Origin of the sequence: Nocardioides sp. LHG3406-4 (assembly GCF_049897745.1) — a bacterium.
Taxonomy (GTDB): domain Bacteria; phylum Actinomycetota; class Actinomycetes; order Propionibacteriales; family Nocardioidaceae; genus Nocardioides.
Genome location: NZ_JAFCWV010000008.1, coordinates 51,949 through 74,951 on the forward strand (window position 1 = coordinate 51,949; position 23,003 = coordinate 74,951).

Annotated in this window: 25 protein-coding genes and 1 pseudogene; 12 read left to right on the top strand and 14 right to left on the bottom strand. The window is 69.7% G+C overall.

Going from position 1 to position 23,003, the window contains the following annotated elements; genetic code table 11:
* The first annotated feature begins 109 nt into the window (after nt 1-109).
* Nucleotides 110-1,981, top strand: coding sequence for an FG-GAP-like repeat-containing protein (locus tag ACP7BP_RS21000; RefSeq protein ID WP_426247601.1), 1,872 nt, complete (start codon nt 110-112; stop codon nt 1,979-1,981).
* Nucleotides 1,982-2,061: 80 nt separating this feature from the next.
* On the top strand, nt 2,062-2,640 hold the full coding sequence (locus tag ACP7BP_RS21005; RefSeq protein WP_426247603.1) for a hypothetical protein: 579 nt from the start codon (nt 2,062-2,064) through the stop codon (nt 2,638-2,640).
* A gap of 140 nt (nt 2,641-2,780) precedes the next feature.
* On the opposite strand, the gene ACP7BP_RS21010 is transcribed toward ACP7BP_RS21005, so the two are convergent.
* A complete protein-coding gene (locus ACP7BP_RS21010; RefSeq protein ID WP_426247605.1) occupies nt 2,781-3,950 on the bottom strand; it encodes an RtcB family protein in 1,170 nt (389 codons plus the stop codon).
* Between the two features lie 594 nt (nt 3,951-4,544).
* Between ACP7BP_RS21010 and ACP7BP_RS21015 the strand changes: the two genes are divergently transcribed.
* The 3 genes from ACP7BP_RS21015 to ACP7BP_RS21025 all read left to right on the top strand — a co-directional run bounded on the left by ACP7BP_RS21015 (nt 4,545) and on the right by ACP7BP_RS21025 (nt 6,602).
* Nucleotides 4,545-5,012 (top strand): hypothetical protein, encoded by a 468-nt coding sequence (locus ACP7BP_RS21015; RefSeq protein WP_426247607.1) that lies wholly within the window; start codon nt 4,545-4,547, stop codon nt 5,010-5,012.
* Nucleotides 5,013-5,093: 81 nt separating this feature from the next.
* Entirely contained in the window at nt 5,094-5,879 is a 786-nt protein-coding gene (locus tag ACP7BP_RS21020; RefSeq protein ID WP_426247609.1) for an LLM class flavin-dependent oxidoreductase, read from the top strand.
* 195 nt (nt 5,880-6,074) lie between these two features.
* Nucleotides 6,075-6,602, top strand: coding sequence for a hypothetical protein (locus tag ACP7BP_RS21025; RefSeq protein ID WP_426247611.1), 528 nt, complete (start codon nt 6,075-6,077; stop codon nt 6,600-6,602).
* 294 nt (nt 6,603-6,896) lie between these two features.
* On the opposite strand, the gene ACP7BP_RS21030 is transcribed toward ACP7BP_RS21025, so the two are convergent.
* Nucleotides 6,897-7,640, bottom strand: a complete 744-nt coding sequence (locus ACP7BP_RS21030) for a hypothetical protein (protein WP_426247613.1) — start codon at nt 7,638-7,640, stop codon at nt 6,897-6,899.
* Between the two features lie 11 nt (nt 7,641-7,651).
* A complete protein-coding gene (locus ACP7BP_RS21035) occupies nt 7,652-9,031 on the bottom strand; it encodes an FAD-dependent oxidoreductase (protein ID WP_426247614.1) in 1,380 nt (459 codons plus the stop codon).
* A gap of 73 nt (nt 9,032-9,104) precedes the next feature.
* Between ACP7BP_RS21035 and ACP7BP_RS21040 the strand changes: the two genes are divergently transcribed.
* The 5 genes from ACP7BP_RS21040 to ACP7BP_RS21060 all read left to right on the top strand — a co-directional run bounded on the left by ACP7BP_RS21040 (nt 9,105) and on the right by ACP7BP_RS21060 (nt 13,440).
* Nucleotides 9,105-9,767: a TetR/AcrR family transcriptional regulator gene (locus ACP7BP_RS21040; protein ID WP_426247615.1), complete on the top strand. Its 663-nt coding sequence runs from the start codon at nt 9,105-9,107 to the stop codon at nt 9,765-9,767.
* Between the two features lie 275 nt (nt 9,768-10,042).
* Nucleotides 10,043-10,504 (top strand): GNAT family N-acetyltransferase, encoded by a 462-nt coding sequence (locus ACP7BP_RS21045; protein WP_426247616.1) that lies wholly within the window; start codon nt 10,043-10,045, stop codon nt 10,502-10,504.
* 319 nt (nt 10,505-10,823) lie between these two features.
* The gene (locus tag ACP7BP_RS21050) at nt 10,824-11,348 is read left to right on the top strand and encodes a PadR family transcriptional regulator (protein ID WP_426247618.1); all 525 of its coding nucleotides are present in this window, start codon (nt 10,824-10,826) and stop codon (nt 11,346-11,348) included.
* Nucleotides 11,345-12,028: an ABC transporter ATP-binding protein gene (locus ACP7BP_RS21055; protein WP_426247620.1), complete on the top strand. Its 684-nt coding sequence runs from the start codon at nt 11,345-11,347 to the stop codon at nt 12,026-12,028. Before ACP7BP_RS21050 ends, ACP7BP_RS21055 begins: the two co-directional genes overlap by 4 nt.
* Entirely contained in the window at nt 12,025-13,440 is a 1,416-nt protein-coding gene (locus tag ACP7BP_RS21060; protein ID WP_426247621.1) for an FtsX-like permease family protein, read from the top strand. The genes ACP7BP_RS21055 and ACP7BP_RS21060 overlap by 4 nt, the downstream gene beginning before the upstream one ends.
* Nucleotides 13,441-13,813: 373 nt before the next feature.
* On the opposite strand, the gene ACP7BP_RS21065 is transcribed toward ACP7BP_RS21060, so the two are convergent.
* From ACP7BP_RS21065 to ACP7BP_RS21080, 4 genes and pseudogenes are all read right to left on the bottom strand, one after another.
* Nucleotides 13,814-14,074, bottom strand: coding sequence for a Rid family hydrolase (locus ACP7BP_RS21065; protein ID WP_426247622.1), 261 nt, complete (start codon nt 14,072-14,074; stop codon nt 13,814-13,816).
* Nucleotides 14,064-14,216 carry a hypothetical protein gene (locus ACP7BP_RS21070; RefSeq protein WP_426247623.1) on the bottom strand — a complete coding sequence of 51 codons (153 nt, stop codon included), beginning with the start codon at nt 14,214-14,216 and terminating at the stop codon, nt 14,064-14,066. Before ACP7BP_RS21070 ends, ACP7BP_RS21065 begins: the two co-directional genes overlap by 11 nt.
* Nucleotides 14,217-14,319: 103 nt before the next feature.
* Nucleotides 14,320-14,466: pseudogene (locus ACP7BP_RS21075) on the bottom strand (leucyl/phenylalanyl-tRNA--protein transferase); the annotation flags it as partial.
* A 9-nt stretch (nt 14,467-14,475) separates the two neighbouring features.
* Complete coding sequence (locus ACP7BP_RS21080) at nt 14,476-14,649, bottom strand: hypothetical protein (RefSeq protein WP_426247625.1); 174 nt, start codon at nt 14,647-14,649, stop codon at nt 14,476-14,478.
* A gap of 78 nt (nt 14,650-14,727) precedes the next feature.
* On the opposite strand from ACP7BP_RS21080, the gene ACP7BP_RS21085 reads away from it, so the two are divergent.
* Nucleotides 14,728-16,083, top strand: a complete 1,356-nt coding sequence (locus ACP7BP_RS21085) for a calcium-binding protein (RefSeq protein WP_426247626.1) — start codon at nt 14,728-14,730, stop codon at nt 16,081-16,083.
* A gap of 145 nt (nt 16,084-16,228) precedes the next feature.
* Here ACP7BP_RS21085 and ACP7BP_RS21090 read toward each other — a convergent pair whose 3' ends face one another.
* The 7 genes from ACP7BP_RS21090 to ACP7BP_RS21120 form a co-directional block, all read right to left on the bottom strand.
* The gene (locus ACP7BP_RS21090; protein ID WP_426247627.1) at nt 16,229-17,512 is read right to left on the bottom strand and encodes an MFS transporter; all 1,284 of its coding nucleotides are present in this window, start codon (nt 17,510-17,512) and stop codon (nt 16,229-16,231) included.
* A gap of 16 nt (nt 17,513-17,528) precedes the next feature.
* Nucleotides 17,529-17,924, bottom strand: coding sequence for a ClpX C4-type zinc finger protein (locus ACP7BP_RS21095; protein ID WP_426247628.1), 396 nt, complete (start codon nt 17,922-17,924; stop codon nt 17,529-17,531).
* A 953-nt stretch (nt 17,925-18,877) separates the two neighbouring features.
* Nucleotides 18,878-19,366, bottom strand: coding sequence for a MarR family winged helix-turn-helix transcriptional regulator (locus ACP7BP_RS21100; protein ID WP_426247629.1), 489 nt, complete (start codon nt 19,364-19,366; stop codon nt 18,878-18,880).
* A gap of 105 nt (nt 19,367-19,471) precedes the next feature.
* On the bottom strand, nt 19,472-20,119 hold the full coding sequence (locus tag ACP7BP_RS21105; protein ID WP_426247631.1) for an FMN-dependent NADH-azoreductase: 648 nt from the start codon (nt 20,117-20,119) through the stop codon (nt 19,472-19,474).
* A gap of 125 nt (nt 20,120-20,244) precedes the next feature.
* Nucleotides 20,245-20,691: a hypothetical protein gene (locus ACP7BP_RS21110; RefSeq protein ID WP_426247633.1), complete on the bottom strand. Its 447-nt coding sequence runs from the start codon at nt 20,689-20,691 to the stop codon at nt 20,245-20,247.
* Nucleotides 20,692-20,786: 95 nt separating this feature from the next.
* Nucleotides 20,787-21,224 (bottom strand): carboxymuconolactone decarboxylase family protein, encoded by a 438-nt coding sequence (locus ACP7BP_RS21115; RefSeq protein ID WP_426247634.1) that lies wholly within the window; start codon nt 21,222-21,224, stop codon nt 20,787-20,789.
* Nucleotides 21,225-21,262: 38 nt separating this feature from the next.
* On the bottom strand, nt 21,263-21,901 hold the full coding sequence (locus tag ACP7BP_RS21120; protein ID WP_426247635.1) for an HD domain-containing protein: 639 nt from the start codon (nt 21,899-21,901) through the stop codon (nt 21,263-21,265).
* 107 nt (nt 21,902-22,008) lie between these two features.
* Between ACP7BP_RS21120 and ACP7BP_RS21125 the strand changes: the two genes are divergently transcribed.
* The gene (locus ACP7BP_RS21125; protein ID WP_426247637.1) at nt 22,009-22,992 is read left to right on the top strand and encodes a GlxA family transcriptional regulator; all 984 of its coding nucleotides are present in this window, start codon (nt 22,009-22,011) and stop codon (nt 22,990-22,992) included.
* The last annotated feature ends 11 nt before the right edge of the window (nt 22,993-23,003 follow it).

The following is a 23,003-nucleotide window of genomic DNA, read 5'->3' on the forward strand; positions in this document are numbered from 1 at the left end:
TCAGTTGGGCGATTCGGCCCACTCGACCGGGCCAGCCATGGTTCACTCTGACCGCCGTCGCGCTCTCGTCGTGAGGTGAACTTCACTCGCGCCGAGGAGTCCCATCGCCATGCTCGCCCCCGTGCTCAGCCTCTCCGCATCTCGTCGACGACTGATCGCGGCCACCGCGCTCGCGCTCGCGATCGTCCCGTGTCTCGCCACGGGAGCGCAGGCCGCGGGCGGTGTGTTCACCCCGCCAGACGCCTACGCCACCGGTCCCTCCCCCTACTCCGTGGCCATGGGCGACTTCAACGGCGACTCCCACCCTGACCTCGCCACCGCCAACCTGGGCGCCAACACGGTCTCGGTCCTGCTCGGCCAGCCCGGAGGCGGGTTCGCCCCCCGGACCGACTACCCCGTCGGATCCACTCCGGTGTCGGTGGCGACAGGCGACTTCGATGGCGACTCGTATGCCGACCTCGCCGTCGCCAACCACGACTCCAGCACGGTGTCGGTGCTGCACGGTCAGCCCGCAGGCGGTGGCCTGGGCTCGAGGACCGACTACCCCGCAGGCTCCGGGGCGTACGCCGTTGCCGTGGGCGACTTCGACGGTGACTCCTTCGCCGACCTCGCCGTCGTCGGCTTCTATTCCGCCACGGTCTCGGTGCTCCTCGGCCAGTCCGGCGGTGCCTTCGCGCCCGGGTCCGACTACCCGGTCGGTGCGAACCCGGTGTCGGTGGCGGTGGGCGACATCGATGGCGACTCCGACCTCGACCTCGCCGTCGCCAACCTCAACTCCAACACGGTCTCGGTGCTGCTCGGCCAGTCCGGCGGCGCCTTCGGTCCAATGACGACCTACCCTGCCGGGCCTGCCCCGACAGCGGTGGCGATGGGCGACTTCGACGGTGACCCGTACGCCGACCTCGCGATCGCCAACCGCGATACCGCCACTGTCTCGGTGCGCCTCGGCCAGGCAGGCGGTGCCCTCGGCTCCAGGACTGACTACACCATCGGCTCGGGTGGCTCCTCGGTGGCGGTGGGCGACCTCGACGGGGACGCCGACCCTGATCTCGTCGTCACCCAGCCCAGCGCCCAGGCGGTGTCGGTGCTCCTCGGCCAGGCCGGCGGCGCCTTCGGGTCCAGGACCGGCTATCCCACTGGGTCATATCCGGGCGACGTAGCGGTGGGCGACGTCAACGGCGACTCCCTCCCCGACCTCGCCACGTCCCACCAGGGGTCCGACACAGTCTCGGTCCTGCTGGCCGCCGCGCCCGCGTTCACCGTCGACGCGACCAGCAAGGACTACGGCTCCCTAACGGTCGGCAGCAGCAGCGCGGCCCAGACATTCACTGTCACCAACACCGGCGTCGCGGACCTGACCGTGGCGACCACGGCCCTGGCAGGCACAGATCGCAGCGACTTCACCAAGACGGCCGACTCCTGCACCGGGGCGAGCATGGCTCCCAACGCCACCTGCACTGTCCAGGTTGCCTTCACCCCTCAGTCCACGGGCGCCAAGACCGCGACCCTGCGGTTCTCCCACGACGCGGCCACCAGTCCCGACGACGTCATGCTGAGCGGCACCGCGCTGGCCCCGATCCCTACGCCGACGACGCCCCCGACCCAGACCCCGACCCCGACGCCGCCGGCGCCCACCACGCCCACTCCGACACCGACCCCCACGCCGACGCCCGCTGCCGTGACCTGTCAGGGCCTGACGGTGACCCTGCAGGGCACTTCAGGTGCCGACACGCTCATCGGCACCCCCGGACGCGACGTGATCGCCGGCCTGGACGGCGATGACCACATCCGCGCCCTCGGCGGCAACGACGTCGTCTGCGGCGGCGCGGGTGACGACGTAATCCTCGGCGGCGCCGGCAACGACCGACTCCACGGGGGCCACGGCAACGACCGGCTCCGCGGCAACGCCGGTCACGACCGCTGCCACGGAGGCAGGGGCACCGACCGCGTCCACGGCGAGACGACGACCTCAGGCTCCTGACCGAGCGGGAGAACACCGCCAGCCGAAGCTGAGCCGGTTGGGTGGATGCGTATGTGGCGCCGGTGAGCGACCATGAAGGCATGCCAGTCAGCAGGGAGACGCGTTCGGGCACGGTCCGGCGCGCAGTGGGTGCGGCGCTCGTGGCGTCGCTCTTGATCTGCGTCGCAGCGGGAGCTGCGACCGCGGAGACGGAGAAGATCCGTGATGAGTCCGGACGGGCTCTGCAGCAGCCGCCCAACCAGCTGGTGAGCGGCAAGCTGACCTATACGACGACTCGCACCGTGTGGGTGGCCCGGGTGGAGCGGCTGAGCAAGCAGAGGACGCGCGTCTTCGGAAGCATCTACTACGCGGACAGCAGCTACCTCAAGGTCTCCACGAAGTACCGGCAGGGCGAGCTCGTCGCCACGGGTCACTTCTACGCACCAGACCAGCCCCCGCTCGCTGTGCCGGTCGAGGCGAGGTGGGACCTGAAGCGCGACCGAGTCACGATCACACTCGACAACCTCCTCGCCGACCCCAAGCCGCTCAACCGACGGGCGCGCCTCGATGTCTACACCGTCACGAGAGGGTGGATGCACGGTCCGCACTGCGGCGTGACCGACGCGGGCGACGTCAAGCCGTGCAACGACGACTACATCTCTGCCCGCCTGCGGCGGTAGTCACCGGATCCGGTCGCTACGCGCTCGCAGGCGGCCGAATGACCTCACCGTGCCGGCCTTGCAGTCGCGCAAAAGCCGATGAGTCACTGCAGTTGACTGGGTCGCATCAGGCTCAGCAGCTGGGCCTACATCACGAGTCCTCAGTCGCCCTTGACGTTGATGATCTGGCGCAGCTCATGCTCGACCTTCACCAGGTCGCGAGCGTCCTCCATCACCTGGTCGATGTCCTTGTACGCCGCGGGGATCTCGTCGATGAACGCGTCGGTGTCGCGGTACTCGATGTCGCCCATGGCCGCCTTGAGGTCAGCGGCGGTGAAGGTTCGGCGGGCCGAGGAGCGGGAGTGGACGCGGCCGGCGCCGTGCGGCGCGCTGCACAGTGCCAGGCGGTTGCCCTTGCCGGTGACGACGTAGGAGCGGGTGCCCATCGACCCGGGGATGAGACCCCACTGGCCCTCGCGGGCGGAGATTGCGCCCTTGCGGGATAGCCACACGTTCTTGCCGAAGTGGTTCTCGCGCAGCGTGTAGTTGTGGTGGCAGTTCACCTCCTGCTCGCGGGTGACCGACTGGCCGGTCCACTCCTCGAAGGAGGTGACGACGCGGTCCATCATCTCGGCGCGGTTCTCGTAGGCGAACTGCTGCGCCCACTGGAGCTCGGCGATGTAGCGGTCGAACTCGGTGGTGCCCTCGACGAGGTAGGCCAGGTCGCGATCAGGCAGGGTGATGAAGTGCCGGGCGCAGTAGTCCTGGGCGACCTTGATGTGGTGCTGGGCGATCTTGTTGCCCACACCTCGTGACCCCGAGTGCAGGAAGAGCCAGACGCGGTCCTGCTCGTCGAGGGAGATCTCGATGAAGTGGTTGCCCGACCCGAGCGTGCCGAGCTGGAGAGCCCAGTTGGTGGCGTAGGTTGCCGGGTCGAAGCCCGAGTCGACCGCCAAATCGTTGAGCGAGTCGATCCGCCCTCGCGTGTGGTCTCGGGTGATGGCCTGGTTGTACTTGCCAGCAGAGAGCGGGATCGCGGCCTCGATCGCCTCGCGCAGTGCACGCCGGTCGACGGGCAGCTGGTCGAGGCTGAACTGGGTGCGGACGGCGATCATGCCGCAGCCGATGTCCACGCCGACGGCCGCGGGCATGATGGCGCCGAGCGTCGGGATGACGGATCCGACGGTGGCGCCCTTGCCGAGGTGGGCGTCGGGCATCAGCGCCAGGTGCGGGTGGATGAACGGCATCTGGGATGCCGTCTCGGCCTGCTGGCGGGTGTTGTCCTCGAGGATCGAGGCCCAGTTCATGAATCGCTTGCTGATCTGCTCCATGGGTCCAGACTCCATTGCCGATGAGGGTTTGGTCGCGTGGTTTTCCGAGACCTCGGTCATGTGCGGGCCCTCTTCGATGGGTTGGAACGGGTTCGCAGCCTTTCACTGTTCGTCCTGGGCCTGTGCTTGTGCCGATGGGCCAGTGCCGCGGCTGGCTCCCGACGCACCGGTAGTAGTGGCAGCCTGCGCGGGCGGTTTGTGCGGCTCTCGCCGTCCTTCCCGCCGTGCACGATCGTGCACGCCTACGGTTGCTGCACCGTCAACGCCTGCGTGCAGCCGAGCCGCGACACATCTCCGCGGATCCGAGGGCGGGAGCCGTTCGATCATCGGGAGCGACGTTCAGATCGTTGTCCATCTACCGCCGGGGCGCCGACTACCGCTGGTCCGAGTGGATAGTTCGGTGAGTCGCAGACAGGTCAAGCTCGTCATGGGTCTCGGTGAGAACCCACACGTCCGCCGCATGGGACGCAAGGAGGTCGAGCCTGCGTTGGTTCTTCTCGATCCCCCGCGCGTACTCGAGCAACGAATCCCGCTTGCTCAGTGGAACCCGGATCGCCAGCGTGCTGGGCGGGACTCTTCGCTACCGTCCGGGACATGGCTGACCCCAGGCGGACGATGCAGGTGGTGCAGGTCGATGAGCGCGACAGCAGCTGGGAGGACCCCGCCCCCCGGTTTCGCGTCTACCTGCACGGCAGCGGGGAGACGTCGACACACGGCAGCACTGACACCTACGACATCACGGGTGCCGAGGTGCTGCAGGTGATCGACTGGGCCCAGCGTCAAGCAGGGGACCGCCTGACCTACGCGGTGGCCCTTGTGCGCGACGACGCCGAGCGCGAACGGCACGATCCAGGGTGCGGTCGGGGCCTGGTCTGGCTCGTCGGCGCGGACGGGAACGACACCACGGACGAAGGATCGGCAGAGCGGGAGGTCCAGCAGAGGATGCTCCGTCGCCGCCGCAGCCCGGTAGCTATCCCGCAGATCGATCGCGCCCCGAGGACCTGCCCAACCCGTACGTCGACGGAGTCCGGCAGCGCTAGCAGCACACTGCTCGGCTGCTGACCGTGCGTGCCGAGCGTTGCGGCAGGTCAGAGGCCGCGGCCCCCGACTCGCCCATCCTGGCTGCGTCGGCATGATGGGGTCGTGACCACGCGCCGCGGGCTCTTCGTCGCTCCCTTCGATTCCCTGGCCGACCCGCGGGTGGTCGGCGACTTGGCTGCCACAGCCGAGGCGGCCGGATGGGACGGGTTCTTCGTCTGGGACCACCTGCAGTACGGCGAGCGCGTCAGCGCTATCGCCGACGTGTGGACCTGCTGCGCGGCCGTCGCGATGCGGACCGGGCGCTTGCTGTTCGGGCCGATGGTGACCCCGCTCGCGCGACGTCGACCGCAGGTCCTGGCCCGGCAGTCAGCCAGCCTGGCAACGATGTCGGGTGGCCGGTTCGTGCTCGGCCTGGGGCTGGGCGACGACTGGGTGGGCGAGTTCAGCGCGTTCGGCGACGAGCCGGACCCGAAGGTGCGCGGCCGGATGCTCGACGAAGGGCTCGAGGTCCTCACCGCCCTGCTGGCCGGCGGCCCGGTGAACCACGAGGGCCCTCACTACGTCGCCCGAGCACCCGGCTTCCATCCCGCACCTGCTGTGCCGATCTGGCTGGCTGGTCGGTTCGGCAACCGGGCGCCCGTGCGCCGTGCCGCGAGACACGATGGCTTTTTCGTCATCGGCTTGGACGGGCCAGCCGACCTCGACGCGGTGACTGCGGGTCTCAATGAGCACGACCCGGCGCCGGGTTTCGAGGTGGTGGTCGACCTTCAGCCCGAGCAGGACGCCGGCGAGTGGCTCGACCGCGGCGCCTCGTGGGTGCTGACCCGGATCGGCCCGTTCGACCTCGACCTCGCCGAGGTAAGACGGATCGTCGAGGCCGGCCCCTGAGCCGAGCCGGCCGACCCGCGCCGCCACGTGGCGACATGACTCGCTGACGACAAGCCCCGGGGTGTCGCCCGTCCGGCGAAGAGCAACACCTCGGTCATGTCGGTCATTTCGCGGCTGAGTGGACGGCTCTCCTCGTGTCCGCGACGCTAGGACCAGTGCGAACGGCTCCCATAAGCGAGATGCCAGGATGTGGCCGTGAGCGTCGATGGGGGAGTCGAGCAGCAGGGCGCAGGGCCGCCACTGCCGAGTTCGATCTGGGTGGTTGCCTGGGCTTCGCTGGCAGGCCAGGCGGTGCTGCTGATCAGCCGCGGCGTCCGGGACGACAACGAGGTCTCGCTTGTCGTGTCCGTCGTCCTCGGCGCGCTCCTCATTGGCTACGTCTCCGGCGGCGTCGTGAGGGCCCGCACCGTCCGGCTCGTGCTCGCCTGGGTCGTGCTGGTGCTTGGCTTGATAGCCGAACTCTTAGGCCTGGTCTCGGTCGACGGCGCTGGCCGGGCCGCCCTAGCTGTGCTCTCGCTCACGACCACGGCGGTGGCGCTGGCTGGGTTGGCGAGGTTCCGTCGCACCGACTGGTACGCCTGGCAGCGCACGAAGCCGCCGGTTGACGTCGGCGCCCCGATCGGCCGGCTGGTTGCGATCGGCGTGCTCGTCGGCGTCTTGGGTGGGGTAACCGGAGCGGTCGACGGCGGACTGGACACACCCGTCAACGCCGCCAACCGCTGAGCGACGGCGAAGCCCGCTCGTCTGCAGATGCGGTCGTTTCAGCACGCCGACAAGCGGCGGTGTGACGCAGGTCCGAAACCGGACAAATTCAACGCGTACAACAAGATGAATGGGCGCCCCGGATGCGGATCCGGCTGCGGACGCCTGTGCGCAGGTAGGACTATGCGACCAGGGATCGCCCCGGTCGCCGCAGCGGGATCCGCTTCCGGTGAAGAGCTCGGTGGTCGACGGACCGCGTGGCGATTCCTCGTAGGCCGTTCCGTGGTGTGGAGTCGCCAGGGTCGCTTCCTCTGGTCATCGCGCGCCCGTTGCTGTTGGTGGCCGTCGATTGGAGCGGAGCAGCGCGATGCCCAGGATCAGCGCTCCAGGCACTATCACGAGTGGCGCCACCGGGTCTTCCAATCCAGTGGCGAAGAGGGCTATCAGGCTGAGCGCTCCGAGGAGGATGCTCACGACCGTGGCCACCCGAGCCGACCGGCGGGCGACGTCGGCTCCGCGCACTGCCTCGCTGGCGAACATCAGCGAACTGAGCGCAAGCAGTGACAGGGCGGACACCAGGGGGACCGTCAGCGGGCCGAAGTCCCGCACCAGCGGTGGGAGATTCTCCGGGTTGGCAAACAAGCCCATTCCCAGCGCCACGTAGGTCCACCACACGATCAGGGTGGCTAGTGCCGACCACCACGCAAATTGGGCGAGCCCTCCTGCGGCCCCGGTGCGGACCTTGCTGGCGGCTCGGAGCAGGAATGCCGGGGGTAGCAACAGGAACAGCCCGGTGATGAGTGCGTAGAGCGCGTGGTCATGGGTGATCTGGGCCTGCGTGGAGGTTGCCACCGCGTTGACCGCCACCCCCTCGCGCTCGGCGGCCGCCACCAGGTCCTGCTCGAACCCGGCTCCGAGGGTCACCGCGACGACGACGTACCCCACCAGTGCGAGGGCGGCGCAGCTCAGCGCCCACCCGGCCGTCCGGGCCCACGGCCATGAAGAGGGTTGTGACGTGCGCGTGGGGCGGGCGCGGCGCGCGATGTTCTCTGCAGACATGGCTCCTCCGTTCACCGTGCGCCGAGCTCGGCGGCTTGGCGTGGCGCGGTAGATGTGAGGTCCCGTGCTCGGCGCCCTGAGGCGAGTACGGCGGCGAGGATGACACCCACCAGTTCGTCGCGCGTCGGACCGGGTGCGTACTCAGGTCGCCAGCCGTCCTGGTAGGCGGTCCGCGCCAGGGGCTCGGCCGGTCTCAGCGTCTCGGGAAGCGCGGTCATCGCGAAGTAGCCTCCGGCGTGCTGGCCGATCCGGGGGTCGGCTTCGACCGCGTCGGCGATGAGGTCGGTGGTGAGCGGGATGCTCAGGTCGAGATCCTCGCCCTGCCAGCGCCTGACCATGCCGCCATCGATCGCGATGTGGTCGGCCACCCAGGGCTCGATGGCGTGGTCGCACCAAGTGCCGAACGGTTCGGCCACGGTGACTGGGTCGGCGCCCTCGTCGAGCAGGGCGAGCAGGGCGGTGACCTGCATGCAGGCCATCGCGATCCCGCGACCGCGGGTCGGGGTCGTGGTGGCCACCGAGTCGCCCACGGCGACGAGTCCCGGGGTACCGGCCTGTCGTCGGTAGACGTTGCGCAGCGCCCCGCCGACAAGTACCGCCGAGGTGGGGAGTGCGCGGGCAGGGTGGGTCCACTCGGCGAGCGCCGGGATAGCTCGGCAGGCCGCCTCGAAGGCTTCCTCGAACCGAAGGGCCTTGAGTGCGGCGTCTGCGGTGGGGCGGACGATCACCACCGAGAAGTGGCCTGCCTCGTGCAGGAAGACCAGGCACTGGTAGCCGTCGAAGTCGCCCATGTAGGCGAGCGGGCTCACCATGGGCCCGGGCCTTGCTCCGGGCCTCAGCCGGTACGTGCGGTCGATGTAGGCGAGACCGCAGTCACCCTCGAGCGCCGCCTCGCCGCTCTGCGTGCCGGACCTGCCGAGCCGCCCGGCTCGGCCCGAGGCGTCCACGACGAGGTCGGCCTCGACGAGGGATCCGTCGACCCGCGCGCCGACGACTCGTCCACCGTCGATGGCCAGTCCCTCGACGTGACCCCTGCGCAGGGTGAGGCCGGGCGCTTTCGCCGCTGCGTGTCGAAGTGCTCGTTCGAACGTCGACCGACGCGACAGCATCCCCACCACCTGGCGAGATCCGGCGGAGCTTGGCGCCTCCACGGGCTGGGCGCCCAAGTTCGTCCAGCTGCCGTGAGCCTCCGGCCACTCCGCCTGGAGGGCCATCGGCACCTGGGGGCGGAAGCCGTGTGCGTGCTCGAACTGCATGACTCCTCGACGGTTCCAGGCATCTCCGACCGGTCCGGGGTCCCGGTCCACCGAGACGACGCGCTGACCGCGACGGGCCAGGGCGGCGCCTAGCAGGAGCCCCGTGGGGCCCGAACCTACGATAAGTGTGCGCATGGCCGAAACCTTTCGGTATACTCAGCGCTACTTGATTACACTAAGAGTTATCTGAAAAGAGCGTGGTGTCAAGATGCCAGAGGCACGCCGTCCCTACCGGTCGACGCTGCGGAAGAGCCAGGCGCGGGCGACCCGCCGAGCGGTCGTCGACGCGGCCCGCGACCTGTTCGTCGAGCTCGGGTGGTCAGGAACGACCATCGACGCCGTGGCCGCCCGGGCCGGGGTCAGCCGCAAGACTGTGTTCACCTCCGTCGGCGGCAAGGCGGCACTCCTGAAGCTCGCCCTGGACTGGGCTCTAGTCGGCGACGACGAACCGGTCCCGCTGGAGGAACGCCAGGTCCTGGCCGAGATGGAACAACAGACCGATCCCCGCGCGCTCGTGGCCCGTTGGGCACAATTCGTCGCCGAGCTGGAGGAACGGGCCGCGCCCCTGGCCGCCGTGCTCGTCGTCGCTGCCGACGCCGACCCGGACGCCGCCGGCGTACACGCCGTGTCCGAACGCAACCGGCGCAGGGGAGCCGAGTTCATCGTCAAGCGACTCACGGCCATCGACGGCCTCCGACCGGGAGTGACCGCCGAGCGCGCTGTCGCCGCCGCCCTGGTCCTCATGGACCCCTCGATTCACCGCACCCTGGTCAGCGAGCACGGCTGGACGCGGCGGGAGTACGCCGACTGGATCGAGCGCAACGCCGTGGCCGAGCTGCTCGAGGGAGACAACGCCGATGGCTGCGAATGACACCCGCTGGGCGTAACGCCCAACTCCACCCGTCGATGGGGACCACGGGAGTCGCTGCCCTCGCGGCGAATCAGGACACCGGCAGGCGCATGGTCGCAGGCAACCAGGACGCCTGAACATCTGCTGCGCCGGAAGGGAACCTGGTGCGGCGACCCCGATCGTCGTTGACGACGAGTGCTTGGACTCTGATCGCGATCCCGGAAGCGGATACCCCACTGGCGCTCATCCGACCGATGGGACGTCCCCGGAGCCTGTACCTCCCGTAACCTCGACCCGTGCCCGAACCGACGCTGCAGCTCGTCACCTCTGACAACGTCGAAGCAGCTTGCGCAATACGCCTCCTGCCCCATCAGGATGCACACGTCGAGTCAGTCGCCGAGTCCTTGGCGCTGGCGTACACCCTGCCAACCAAGGCGTGGCCGAGGCTGGTCTACGACAGGTCAGCGCTGGTGGCCTTCGTCATGGCCTTCCACCAGGTCGACTGGCCAGGCGACCCCTCAGGGGTAACCCGAAGCGGACTCTGGCGACTCAACGTCGACGCTCAGCACCAGCATCAGGGATACGGGCGCTTCGCCGTTCTCGCGGTATGTGCTGACCTTCTTGAGCGAGGCGAGCGTACGTGCTTCGTTACTTACGACGCGGGCGAACACGGACCCGAGAACTTCTACCTCAAACTCGGGTTCCGTCCAACCGGCGAGTTCAGCGGCCGCCAAGTCGTTGCCAGTTTGACTCTCTGACTTGGAATCGAGCTCCGTAAGACGATCCGCTTGCGGGACGGAACAGGACCAGAGCATCAAGCGCAGGGCTGGCCGCGCCTGACAGTCATACGCGGCGGTGTGACGCAGGTCCGAAACCGGACAAATTCAACGTGTACAACAAGATGAACGGGCGCCCCGGAAGCGGATCGTCACGCGGAGCGTGAGCACAACGGGATCCCGGCGCGGCGTCTCGAGTCGCCGCAGGCGCCGAGCGCGGCGTCACCGTCGCGCTGTGGACATCACGTCAAGCGCAAAGTGAAGTGCTGGTCGTACTATTCATATTGTGTATAGTCCCGGCATGTCCGTCTCCCACGTGCTGCTTGGGCTCCTGACCGAGGGGGCGGCCCACGGCTACGACTTGAAGCGCGTCCACGACGAGCGCTTCCCCGGAGCCAGGCCGCTCGCCTTCGGCCAGGTCTATGCCGCCCTGGCCAAACTGGAGAAGGACGGGCTGGTGGAGGTCGCCGAGATGCTCCGGGACGGGGGTCCAGAGCGCACGACGTACGCCATCACGCCGCTCGGCCGTGGCGAGCTCGACAGATGGCTCGCCACGGCCGAGCGCGCCGGCCCCTATCCGGCGGACGAGCTGGTCCGCAAGACGGTGACTGCGCTCCGGCTCGGCGCCGACGCCGCCGGGTTCCTGGCGCGTCAGCGCAGCGTGCACCTCGCCGCGATGAAGCAACAGCTCCACCTCCAGGACTCCACCGCCGACGCCGCGGCGAGGATCGTCATCGACCACACGATCTCCCACCTCGACGCCGAGTTGCGGTGGCTGGAGTCAGCCGCCGCTCGCGTCGCCGAAGCCGGAAAGGCGACCACATGACCCACCTGCTGAAGCTGCGCGGAGTCCACAAGTCCTTCGCCCACACCGAAGCACTCCGCGGCGTCTCCCTCGAGGTGCAGCGCGGCGAGGTCGTCGCCGTGACGGGCCCATCGGGGAGCGGTAAGTCCACCCTCCTCCACTGCGCCGCGGGCGTGCTGGTGCCCGAGTCGGGCGCCGTAACGTTCGACGGACAGCGGCTTGACGAGCTCGACGAGGCCGCCCGCACGCGCCTGCGCCGCCGCGAGATCGGACTGGTGCTGCAGTTCGGCCAGCTGGTGCCCGAGCTGACGGCGGTCCAGAACGCCGCCCTGCCGCTGTTGCTGGACGGCACGGACCGGCGTACTGCTCGGACCGCTGCGCTCGGGTGGCTCGAGCGCCTGGGCGTCGCCGAGGTCGCGGACCAGGTGCCGGCGGAGCTGTCGGGGGGACAGGCCCAGCGGGTCGCTGTCGCACGCGCGCTGGTCACCGGCCCGCGGATCGTGTGCGCCGACGAGCCGACCGGTGCCCTCGACACCGTGGCGACCGAGGTGGTCCTCACCCAGCTCCTGGCGGCCGTCCGTGACGCCGGCAGTGCGCTGCTCGTCGTGACGCACGACAATCGGGTCGCGGCGCGGGCCGACCGCGAGGTCGTGCTGCACGACGGTGCGCTTGTCGGCGGACAGTCGGTGGCGCGGTCGTGACCGCGCTGATGCTGGCAGCCAGCTCCTTCCGCTCCGGTGGTCGAGCACGGGCGCTCGCGATCGCCGTCTGCACGGCCGTGACCACCGGGCTTCTCTTGGTCGCGGTATCCGTCGCCCAGTACACCGCGACGGACATGGTCGAGCAGACCATGTCCGGCGGCAGCGTCGTCCAAGTGCACTCCGGCGGCATGGTCGCCAACCTGCTCTGGGACCGGGGGGTGCGGCCCGGCTACTTCTTCGCCATCCTCCTAACCTGCGTGGTGCCGCTGGTGCTCCTCCAGCAGGTCGTTCGCTTGGGCACGGCCGCACGCGAACGACGCCTCGCGGCCCTGAGGCTCGCGGGTGCCACACCCGGGCAGGTGCGGGCGATCGGCGCCTGGGAGGTCGGGATCGCGGCCGCGATCGGCGGCGTGCTCGGCTGGCCGACGTACCTCGCGCTGAGGACGGTGTTCGGTGCGGGTGCCGACCTCTCCTGGGTGGTCGGTCACGAGGTTGCTCGGGAGCTTCGGCTGGTCCCCACCCAGGCTCCTGGCTGGTGGCAGGTCGCTGTCGTCGTCCTGGGAGTCGGCGTGCTCGGCGTGGCCGCCGGGGCGCTCGCTTCGCGCAAGGTCGTGGTGTCGCCGCTAGGTGTCTCGCGCGGGATCGGGCAGGCGCCCCCGCGCGGGTGGCTGCCCGCCGTCCTCCTCACGCTCGGCATCGTGCTGTGCGGCCCGGTCTACGCGCCGTTCTTCGAGGAGTGGTGGGCGCAGCCCGCCGGGCTGGCGGGTCTCGCCCTGCTGGTGCTCGGCCTGCTCGCCGCTCCGCCGTGGGTCGCCTACCGGGCAGGAAGCGCCATCGCCGACCGCACGTCGTCGCCGGCGCTGCTGCTGGCCTCGCGCTGGCTCGTCACGGACGCTCGTGCCGCCGGGCGCGCCGCATCAGTTCTGGGAGTGATCGCCTTGGTCTCGGCCGGCGCCTCCACTCTCCTCTCCGGCCTGGTGCGGGACGCGCGGCGCAACGGCTATGGAGTGGACTCCATCTACTCAGTGCCGATCGCGCTCGTCTTCGCTCTCGTGATGATCGCGCTCGTGGTGGCGACGTTCTCGCTCGTCGTCCACGACGTCGAGACGTTGACCGACAGGCGACGGTCGATGTCGTCCCTCGCTGCCGAAGGTGTGCCTGTACAGGTCCTTGAGCGAGCCGTCCGGTACGAGGTCGCCTTGGCAGCTGTGCCGACATCGGTGCTGACGCTCGTCGGCGTCGGGGCCGTGGGGTCACTGACGCTGGCTCGCGACCCCGTGGCTCTGATGATCAATGCCGCGCTCCTCCTCGCGACGCTCGCCTTGATCTGGCTGTCCCTGGTCGCGTCCACCCGACTGGTACGCCCGTGGCTCAGGTCGGCGACCGACCCGGCCAACCTGCGCACGCCGTGACCCCTGCGCGCTGGCAGGAGAAGGACCAGCAGCCGGCGCGCGCATGCCGGCGCGCGCTGGGACGCCCAGTGCGGCCTCGCGATTCCCGATCAGCGATCGGCATGCGGCTAAAACGACAGAGGCGTGTGCGGGTGTCGCCGTCAGGCGGGCGGTGTTGCGATGACAGCGTCGCTGGAGTCGGTGCGGTCTAGACACTCGATGACCGCGTTAGCGTCCACGCCGTCCAGTCCACCGAGGTTGTCTTTCGCGTAGTGGCCACCTCCGCCGGAAAACTGGTCACCCACTTGCACTGGTTCTGCAGATTCGAAGGTGACGGATTGCGTCTCCGGGTCCCAAGAGGTTCCTGGACTTCAACCGTCCGCACCTGGATCGTCTACGGGACGACCGCGTCGGCCTCGATCTCGATGAGCAGCGCCGCGTCAATCCGGCGGCATGCCACCACCATCGACGTGGCAGGACGGACATCGCCGAACACCTCCCCGTCCGCTCGAGCGACCTCCTCCCAGGGGCTGATGTCGGTCACAGCAATGCGGGTCCGCACGACATGCTCGTGCCCAGCGCCGACCTCTTCCAAAGCGGCCACAATGCGGCGCAGCGCCTTTCGCGCTTGACCGCCGACATCATCACCGCCCACAGCGCCGCCACCGCACGTCGAGCACCCGTCCGTCGGCGTAGTCGTCGCGGAGCAGCTCGAAGAGTGCGAGGAGTGCGACCTTGGACGCGTCGGTCTCGCGGTGGAACAGCGACTCCCCTGCGAACAGGCCGCCGATGCTCACGCCGTACAACCCGCCGGCGGGGCAAGCCCGCCGCGCCAGGCCCGACCGAGTGCGCCCACCCGAGCCAGTGCAGCTTGCCGTACGCCTGGGTGATGGCCGGGATGATCCACCCGTCGGGCCGGTCCCTATGGCCGCACTGCGCCACGACGTCGTGGAAGGCCGAGTCGACGCGGATCTCGAAGTCGCGCGCCGATTTGCGCAGCGAGCGGGAGACGTGCAGCCCCTCGAGCGGCAGCACGCCGCGCTCCACGGGGGAGAATTAGCCGAGCTCGCCGCTGTCGGTGGCGATCGGCATCGGGAAGAGCCCGGCGCTGTAGGCCGCGAGCAGGGTGCCGGCGTCGAGGTCGGCGCCCAGCGCGACGAGGTCGTCCTCCAGGTCCCAGATGGCCGGCGGCGGGAACGCCCAGGGCGTCGGGTCGGGCACGATGGGCACGCCCCGCACGCTAGTCGACAACTTCCTGCGGTCGGGGAGCGTCACACCCGTGAACCCGATCTCGTGGAGGAATGACGTATGCGAACCCTGACCACCCTCGCCGCGGCCGTGGTGCTGCCCCTCGGACTGCTGGCCTCGGTCGGCGCCCCGGCCCAGGCGGTCGGTGAGACCTGTGACGGCCGCGCCGCGACGATCGTGGTCGTCCTGCCGGCGGGGGCACACTTCACCGAGCCGATGGTGGGCACCGCCGGCGACGATGTGATCGTCGGGTCGGAGGGTGATGATGCCATCGACGGGGCCGGCGGCAACGACGTGGTCTGCGGCCTCGCCGGTGCCGACACGCTGGTCGGGGGCGCCGGCGACGACCGGCTCTTCGGCGGCGCGGACGACGAGTACGCGCCGGACGATGGCTACTACGGCGACCTCCTTGTCCCTGGTGCAGGTGACGACCACGTCGACCTCGGGACCGGGGAGGAGCGGATCTGGTTTTGGGAGTCCGACCTCGAGGTGGACCAGGTCTCCTATGCCGACGCACCGACGGGCGTGCGCGTCGACCTGGCTGCAGGCACGGCTGTCGGGCACGGCACCGACACGATCGTCACAGGCGCCACCGGGCGACCGATCGGGGTGATCGGCTCGGCCCACGACGACACGCTGCTGGGCTCGAGCGGCCGCGACGTGATCGACGCCGGCGCCGGCGACGACACGATCATGACCGGGGACGGCGCTGACGTCGTCCGCCCCGACCACCCTGGCCGGACCACCTCCGGCTGGCGCATGGGCGGCGAGGCCCCCGCCCCAGAGCCCCAGCCCGGTGACGACAGGGTGTCGACCGGACCCGGCTCCGACGGCGTGTGGGTGCTGCGCGGCGCCGACGTCGTCCGTGGCGGTGCTGACGTCGACCGGCTGACCTCGGACTCGCCCGAGCCGGGCACCCGTCTGCTCGGCGGCGCGGGCAAGGACCGCCTCGTCGGCTCCGGCGGCTCGACCCTCCTTGGCCAGTCCGGGAACGACGGGCTGGACGGCACCGTGGGTGGGGCGCAGGCCTCGACCTGGGACGGTGGTGGCGGTCGCGACTCGCTGACCGTGACCGTGCCGCGCGGCGAGGACCTCGTCAGGCTGCTCTTCGACGTACCCGCTCGACGCGTCACCGGGGACGGCACCCGCCTGGCCTCGCTCGTCCGGGTCGAGAGGTTCGGCGGCTACGGCCGGATCGGCCTGGCCACCTTCGTCGGCGGTCGCACCGGCGAGCGGTTCGGGTCGAGTGCCCGGCGGGTCCGCGCGATGGGCGGCGGGGGCAGTGACTGGCTCGACGGAACCCGCGGGGCCGGCCTGCTGGACGGCGGCCCCGGACGGGACCGCCTCGACGGCAACTCCGGACGGGATCGGTGCCTGCGCGGCGAGCGGCTGCAGCGGTGCGAGGTCCGACGCTGACCCGGTGCTGGCCGCATCACCGTACGATCGACAATCGACGAGGGGGGATCCGTGGCGACTGCCCACGCCTGCCCGACAATCGGTACGACCGCGCTCTGAGCGCGGCATGGCCGGGAGCATCAGGGCGGTCCACATCGCGTGCCCGCTACGGCGTCGCGGTAGTCGTGTCGCTGGAGTGGGTGCGCAGGCCGCTGCGCGGCCGACTGCTGGCGAGTGCGATCGCGGTGACCCAGGCGCCGAATGCCAGGCTGGTGGTTTCCGGCCCGAACCGGTCGAGCAGCACTCCGGCGGTGGCGGCGCCGAGGGGGAAGCTGCTCCAGGCGATGAGCTTGAACGCGGAGCCGACGCGGCTCTGCAGGTCGTCGGGGGTGATGGACAGCTGGTAGCTCAAGGCGTTGATTCCGAAGATCGCAGCGGTGGCCACAAACACGGCCAGTAGGAACGCGGTCATGAGGATGACGTGGGAGAACAGCCCGATCAGGACCCACAGAGCGGCTTGTGCCCACATGACGCCGATGATGGTTCGGCCGAAGCCGAACCTGGCTTTGAGCCGCGACGCAGCGACGGACCCGGCAACTCCGCCGACGCCGATCCCGGAGAGCACGAGACCGATCACCCATGCGGGTGCGTGTGCTTGCTGGGCGGCGACGATCACGACCAACTGGGCGCCGGCCATGGCGAGCTGGAGACCGGCCGCCGCGGTGGCGATGGTGCGGATGATCGGGTGGGACCACAGCCAGCGCAGCCCTGCTGCGATGTCTGTTCGCAACGTGGTTGTAGCTCGCTCCTGCGATTGCTGAAACTCGAGTCGAACCGCAGACAGGGCGATCGCCGATGCCAGGTATGAGACCGCGTCGGCGAGGAACGGCAGGCCACGGAACAACTGGAAAAGGGTTCCTCCCAGGGGCGGGGCAAGCATGGCGGTCGCGGAGCTGCTTGTTTGGAGCGCTGCCACGGCGCTGGTGATTTGGTCCTTCTCGACGACGTTCGGTACGGCGCCGGCATCTGCGGCGCTGAACAGCACGTAGAGCACACCGCCGACGAAGGCGGTCACGTATACGTGTGCTGGGGTGACGTGCCACAACCACATGGCCAGTGGGATCGACAGCATGTTGATCGCCCGGAAGGCGTCGCAAAGGACCATCACGCGCTTCCGGTTCCAGCGGTCGGCGAGCGCGCCCGCGACGAGACCAAACAAGAGGTACGGGAGCGAGGACACTGCCGAGACCGCACCGGCCTGGACCGGCGACTTGGTCAGTGCCAGCATCAGGAGGGGGTAGGCCAGTGTGGTGATGCCCGTGCCCAGGTCGGACAGTGTCTGCGCCCCCCAGAGGAGTCGGAAGGCACCGTTGCGCCAGATCGAGGTCCGAGGTCGCACCCCGGGGTTGTCGGTGCCGGCGGTCTCGTCAGGTTCGATGGTGTTCGCCACGATCCGCGCCCGTGACTTAGTGAGATCTCGGCTGTTCCGACCGATCGAGACGCTCTTGTAGGTACTCGATGCTCACCCCGGCTGCGGCCGCGATCGCTGTCCAGGCGCTGCCTTGTTTGCGCAGGCGTCTCACGGCGGCGACGATCTGGTCCTCGATGAGGTCCGCACGCCGGACGAGCCCACCGAGGCGCGCCATGGCGACCTCGATCGTGGGGTCGAAGTACGCCGCGCGGCTCTGTGCGGACTCTTCCGGGCCGGACCGGGCGATGAGCTTCGCAGACGACTCGACGCACTCGTCGCAGATGAACACCCCGCCCGGTCCGGCCACGAGTCGTTGGACGGCGGGCTCGGGCTTGGCGCAGAACGAGCACTGCGCGAGTGTCTCGGGGGTCGGGTTGTGAACAGATGACATGCGGTCCTCCAGCTGAGATTGGATTCTCCGCAGAGCCGTCGCGTAGGGCTGGCCGGTCGAGGCCGCCAGAGACCTGGCACGCCGCTTGAGGTGCTTGTTCGTGGTCATGACCGTTCAATACTCCGACCTGCGCCCCAGCGCGCATGCGGAATTAGAAGCGGACATCGACCGAGGACACCTATCCCCTTTGCCCCAGATGTCGGCCTGCTGGGAACACCGACGGGGGGAGGCGCGGAACTCGCCTGGACCTGATCTTGCCCAAACGCTCAGCCATAATCAAGGAAGCCCGCCGTGACCCACCACCAAAGACCTGGTGGAGCGCCCGACACTCGGCATGTGAGGGCGGATCGTCTACGCCCATGGGCGGTGATTCGACCCGCTCCGCATACGACCCGACGGCCACCGGCTTAGTCGGCGCCTGCAGGCGCGACACGTCCCACAAGGCGAACCTCTATCGGCCACGAAATTCCGCGGGGGACGGTTGAAAGGTGCCGCGTCCCGTAACGCCCGCCCGGTGACCCTTCCGGAATCGGGGCCTGATTCGGGTGCGTCTTAGTGGGCGAAGTGGGGCGCCTATCTTCACGATGCGTGTCAAGCCGGGCTGACGTCGCGACGCACCGTGGCCGAACCCCCGTCTCTGCGCGCCTGGCCCGGGGCAGGGGCGATCGACATACGACAGCGATGGGTGCTGTCTCCTCGGCCAGCACGAGCCATTCGGGGTCCTCGGTGCTTGGCCTCAGTCGGTGGCAGAGCATCGCGTGACTATCGGCCGTTCCGAGATGAAACTGCTTTGGGTCGTTCGACAGGGCGGAGGCGGCGTCCGCTGCCGATCGACGCGGCAGCGACCGCTCTCACCCTGACCCTCGTGCCCGCGGTCATCAGCACACCGACCGAGCTGCTCGAACGAGGTCTGCTGTGCTGGCAGCCGCAGCCGCCGAGCGCGCCCCAGCCGGTCAGTCGTCGAGGGCCTGGGCGCAGTCGACCTCGGGTGTGCCGGTGACCGCGAGCCGTAACAGGTCGTGAAGCTCGTCGCGCTGAGAGTCGCTGAGAGCACTGAAGACGTGGTCCTCGACGGCTGCGAGTGCGAACTCGGCGCGAGCTAGCAGGCGGTTGCCTGCGTCTGTCAGTTCCACGATGTGTCGTCGGCGGTCCTCGGTGGAGCGGCGTCGCTCGATGAGGCCGTCGGCCTCGAGGTCATTGAGCAGGCCCACGACGTTGGTGCTGTCGAGGACCAGGGTGTTCGCGAGTGACTGCTGCGTCGACTCGCCCTGCTCGCGCAGGACGGTGAGGGCCAGGAGGTGTCGGGTCCGCAGGCCGAGTGGTGCGAGGACGGCCTCGGACTTGCGCCTGATGTGGCGGGCCAGGTGGTCCAGCAGGGCACCGGACCGGTGGACGGGCTGGTCCAGCACGGGCAGCTCGTCCACGTTGTGTTCCGGCCTCACGCTCTGACGCGACATTTGCGGGTCATCGTACGTGAGCAGGGCGCGTCGGCCGCCGTGCGCAGGTGGGCACGTCGGCCGCCGCTGGCCCCTGCGGTTTGGGAGCCGTCAGGCGCTCACCGCGCTCGGGGCCCACAGCTCGTCGATGGCGGCCTCCGCGTTGCGGAGGCTCTCGTCGGCCTGGGGGATGAGGGGCGCCATGGCGGGGTTGGACTTCGCGAGGGTGAGCTCGGCCGTGATGAACCGCGGCTCGAGTCCGAGCAGGGCGACGCCGTGGGGGAGCCAGGTCTCGGCGTGGTCCCAGCCGGCGCGCGGCGCATCGTCGGCGTACCCGCCACCGCGGGTCGCGATGACCACGAAGTCACGGCCGCTCAGGAGCCCCTCCATCGTCTCGGGGTCGAAGGCGAGGCCCGGCGCGATCAGGTGGTCCACCCAGGCCTTCACGGTGCTCGGAGCCCCGTAGTTGTAGAGCGGGAGCCCCAGCACCACGGTGTCGGCCGCAGCAATCTCGCCGACCAGCCGCTCGGTCAGCGCCCACGATGCCGCCTGCTCGGGCGTGCGCTGATCTGACGGCACCAGCCGCCCCATCCCCCCAGCGGCGTCGAGGTGCGGCACCGGGTCAGCGCCGAGGTCGCGGTAGGTCACCGTCGAATCCGGGTTGGCTGCCTGCCAGGCGGCGACCGCGCGGGCCGTCAGGCGCCGGCTCACCGAGCTGTCGCCCTGGATGCTCGCGTCGATGTGCAGCAGGTTGCTCATGGTTGCTCCTTGATTAGTTAGCGATCTACCAATCATTCGCAACAGGCTAAGTATCTGCGCCATTCCAATCCTCGCGGCGCTGCCGTGTGATCCAGGTCACCCGCGTGCCGAGAGCCGCGACTCGATCAGCTGACGCGCCTGGTGACAAGCGTCTTCTTCACCCTGCTCGAGCGCGCCAGGTAGAGCGTCCCGACCAGCCCCGGCAGCGAGTCGACGACGACGCCGATCTGCGACTTCATCCCGAGCACGTGCCAGGTCACCAGGAAGACGACCGTCAGGATCGCCCAGATGCCGTTGTGGACGATCGCGGACCTCCGCCTGGCGAGGATCAGCCGGATCAGCACCGCGCTGTAGACCGCCAGGACGACATTGGTGGCGACGTAGAAGGCGATGTGGCTCCACGGCTTCGGCTCATCGAGGCCGCCGAGCGACGGGTGCGCGTTGACGATGAGCGCGGCGAGCGTCAGTCCCAGCCCGTGCAGGATCAGGATGGCGTGTACGACGACGTACGCCGCGAGGAGGCCACCGACCCGAGGGGCCGGCGGAGCGTCGGCCTCGGGCAGGCGGAGCATCGGTCCCTCCCTGCCTCGAGTGCGTCAGGCCAGTGACCCTAGCGGGGGAGTCGAGGTCAGGGACGGCTCAGCCGCGCGCACCCGAGGCAGACGACCTACGGTGCGACGGGGTAGTGGCTGGTGATGGCGACCCGGTTCCACGCGCCCATGACGATGGCGAGCCAGCTGACGGCTGAGACCTGCTCGTCGGTGAGCGCGGACTCGTCCTCGGGATGACGCGGCGTGAGGGCGATGTCGTTGACGCGCTCGGCGACGGCGAGTGCTGCGCGCTCCTGGTCGGTGAAGTACTGCGACTCCCACCAGGCGGCGAGGACGGCGACCCGGTCGGGGGTCTCGCCCTTGGCCAGCGCGTCGCGGGTGTGCATGCGCAGGCAGAACGCGCAGCCGTTGAGCTGCGAGACGCGGATCCTGATCAGCTCGGTCAGGCCGGCGCTGAGGCCGGCCTTCTCCATCGCCGTAGCCGCCTCCGCGCTCAGGTCGGTCAGGCGCTGGTAGGCGGCGGCGTGCTGCTTGCCGAGGTTCACGGTGGTCACGTTGTTCTCCTAGTTGTTGTGCGGTGTGTGGTCTGAGGTCACTTCGCCCAGGGCGAGTGCAGGATGCGGTCGACCATGTTGGTACGCCGGAAGTCGGGGACGAAGCGCTCGAGCACGTCGGCGTTCACAGTGCCGTACGTCGTGTCCGGCCGGTCCTTGAGCCCCTCGACGAAGGCCTGGAGGAAGCCGTCCTCGAAGTCCTCGCGTGGCTCGGAGGCGACCACCTCGGCCACCTGGTCGGGGTGCACCTCGTCCAGCCCGATGCCGACGGCGTCGGCGACGACGCCGAGGTTCGTCGCGGCCACCTCGGGGCCCAGCCTCATCGGGATGCCTGGGGTGGTGTGCAGCGCGATCGCCGTCCAGACCACCTGGGCGGCGTCCTCGGGGAAGGCCCGCTCCTGGAGGAACGCGAGCGCGTGGTCGGCTCCGTCGAGCTCGAACCGCTGCTGTGTCTGGCCGTACGGCCTCAGCAGGCCGGCGTCGTGGAAGATCGCGGACAGGTAGAGCAGCTCCGGGTCTGGCTCGAGCCCGCGGCCGCGGGCCAGAATCGAGGAGAAGAAGAACACTCGGCGAGAGTGGTGGAAGATGAGTGGGCTGGTGGTCTCCCGGGCGAGGCGGGTGGCCTCGGCGACCGCCTGGGTGTCCGGGACCTCCACGCCTGCGACGATGTCGGTCATGGGCTCCGAACTTTCTGTCGTTGGTGTGTACGACACCCACGATGCCGTGTACCCGGGGCTCACCGCCCCCTCGGTCCGGCCATGAATCACTCGGATCCGGACACCCGATGACCGCGCGCACCAGCGGGGCGCACCGCGTCGTGATCCTGGTGTACGACGGGGTCAAGCTCCTGGACGTCGCCGGCCCCGCCGAGGTGTTCGCCGAGGCGAACCGGCTGGGGGCCGACTACCGGATCATGCTCGTCTCCCCGACGGGGGAGGACGTCACGTCGACCACCGGCATCACGATGTCGGTGCAGGGCGACGCCGCCTCGGCCGGGGATCCCGACACCTTCCTGGTGTCCGGCGGCGACATCTACCCGCGCGCCGCCGTACCTGCTGACCTGGTGCAGGCAGCACGAGACCTGGCCGAGCACGCCGGTCGGGTCGGGTCCATCTGCACCGGCGCCTTCATCCTGGGCGCGGCCGGCCTCCTGGACGGCAAGCGCGCGACCACGCACTGGAAGGTCGCCCACGAGCTCGCCGCCCGGCACCGCACCACCGCCGTCGAGCCCGACGCGATCCACGTCCGGGACGGCAGGACCTACAGCTCCGCGGGCGTGAGCGCCGGGATCGACCTGGCGCTCGCCCTGGTCGAGGAGGACCACGGGCCCGACCTCACCCGCCAGGTCGCCCGCCTCATGGTGGTCTACATGCAGCGCGCCGGCGGGCAGTCGCAGTTCTCCGCCCCGCTCCAGGGTCAGCCGCCCCGCACGCCGGCGCTGCGCCGGGTCGCCGACCTGGTGACGGCGGAGCCAGCCGGCGACTACTCCGTCGCCGAGCTGGCCAAGCACCTCAACCTGAGCCCACGCCACCTGACGCGGCTCTTCCACGACGAGCTCTCCACCACTCCGGCCAGGTACGTCGAGTCGATCCGGCTCGACCTGGCCAAGGCCGTGCTCGACCAGGGGCACACCGCCACCCGAGCGGCAGCCCTCGCGGGCTTCCCCAGCTACGAGAGCCTGCGCCGGGTCTTCGCCAGGGAGATGTCGATGTCGCCGGCGGCCTACCAGCGCCGCTTCGGTACGACGCACCGCGCCCACCCGGAGTAGCAGCAGTCCCC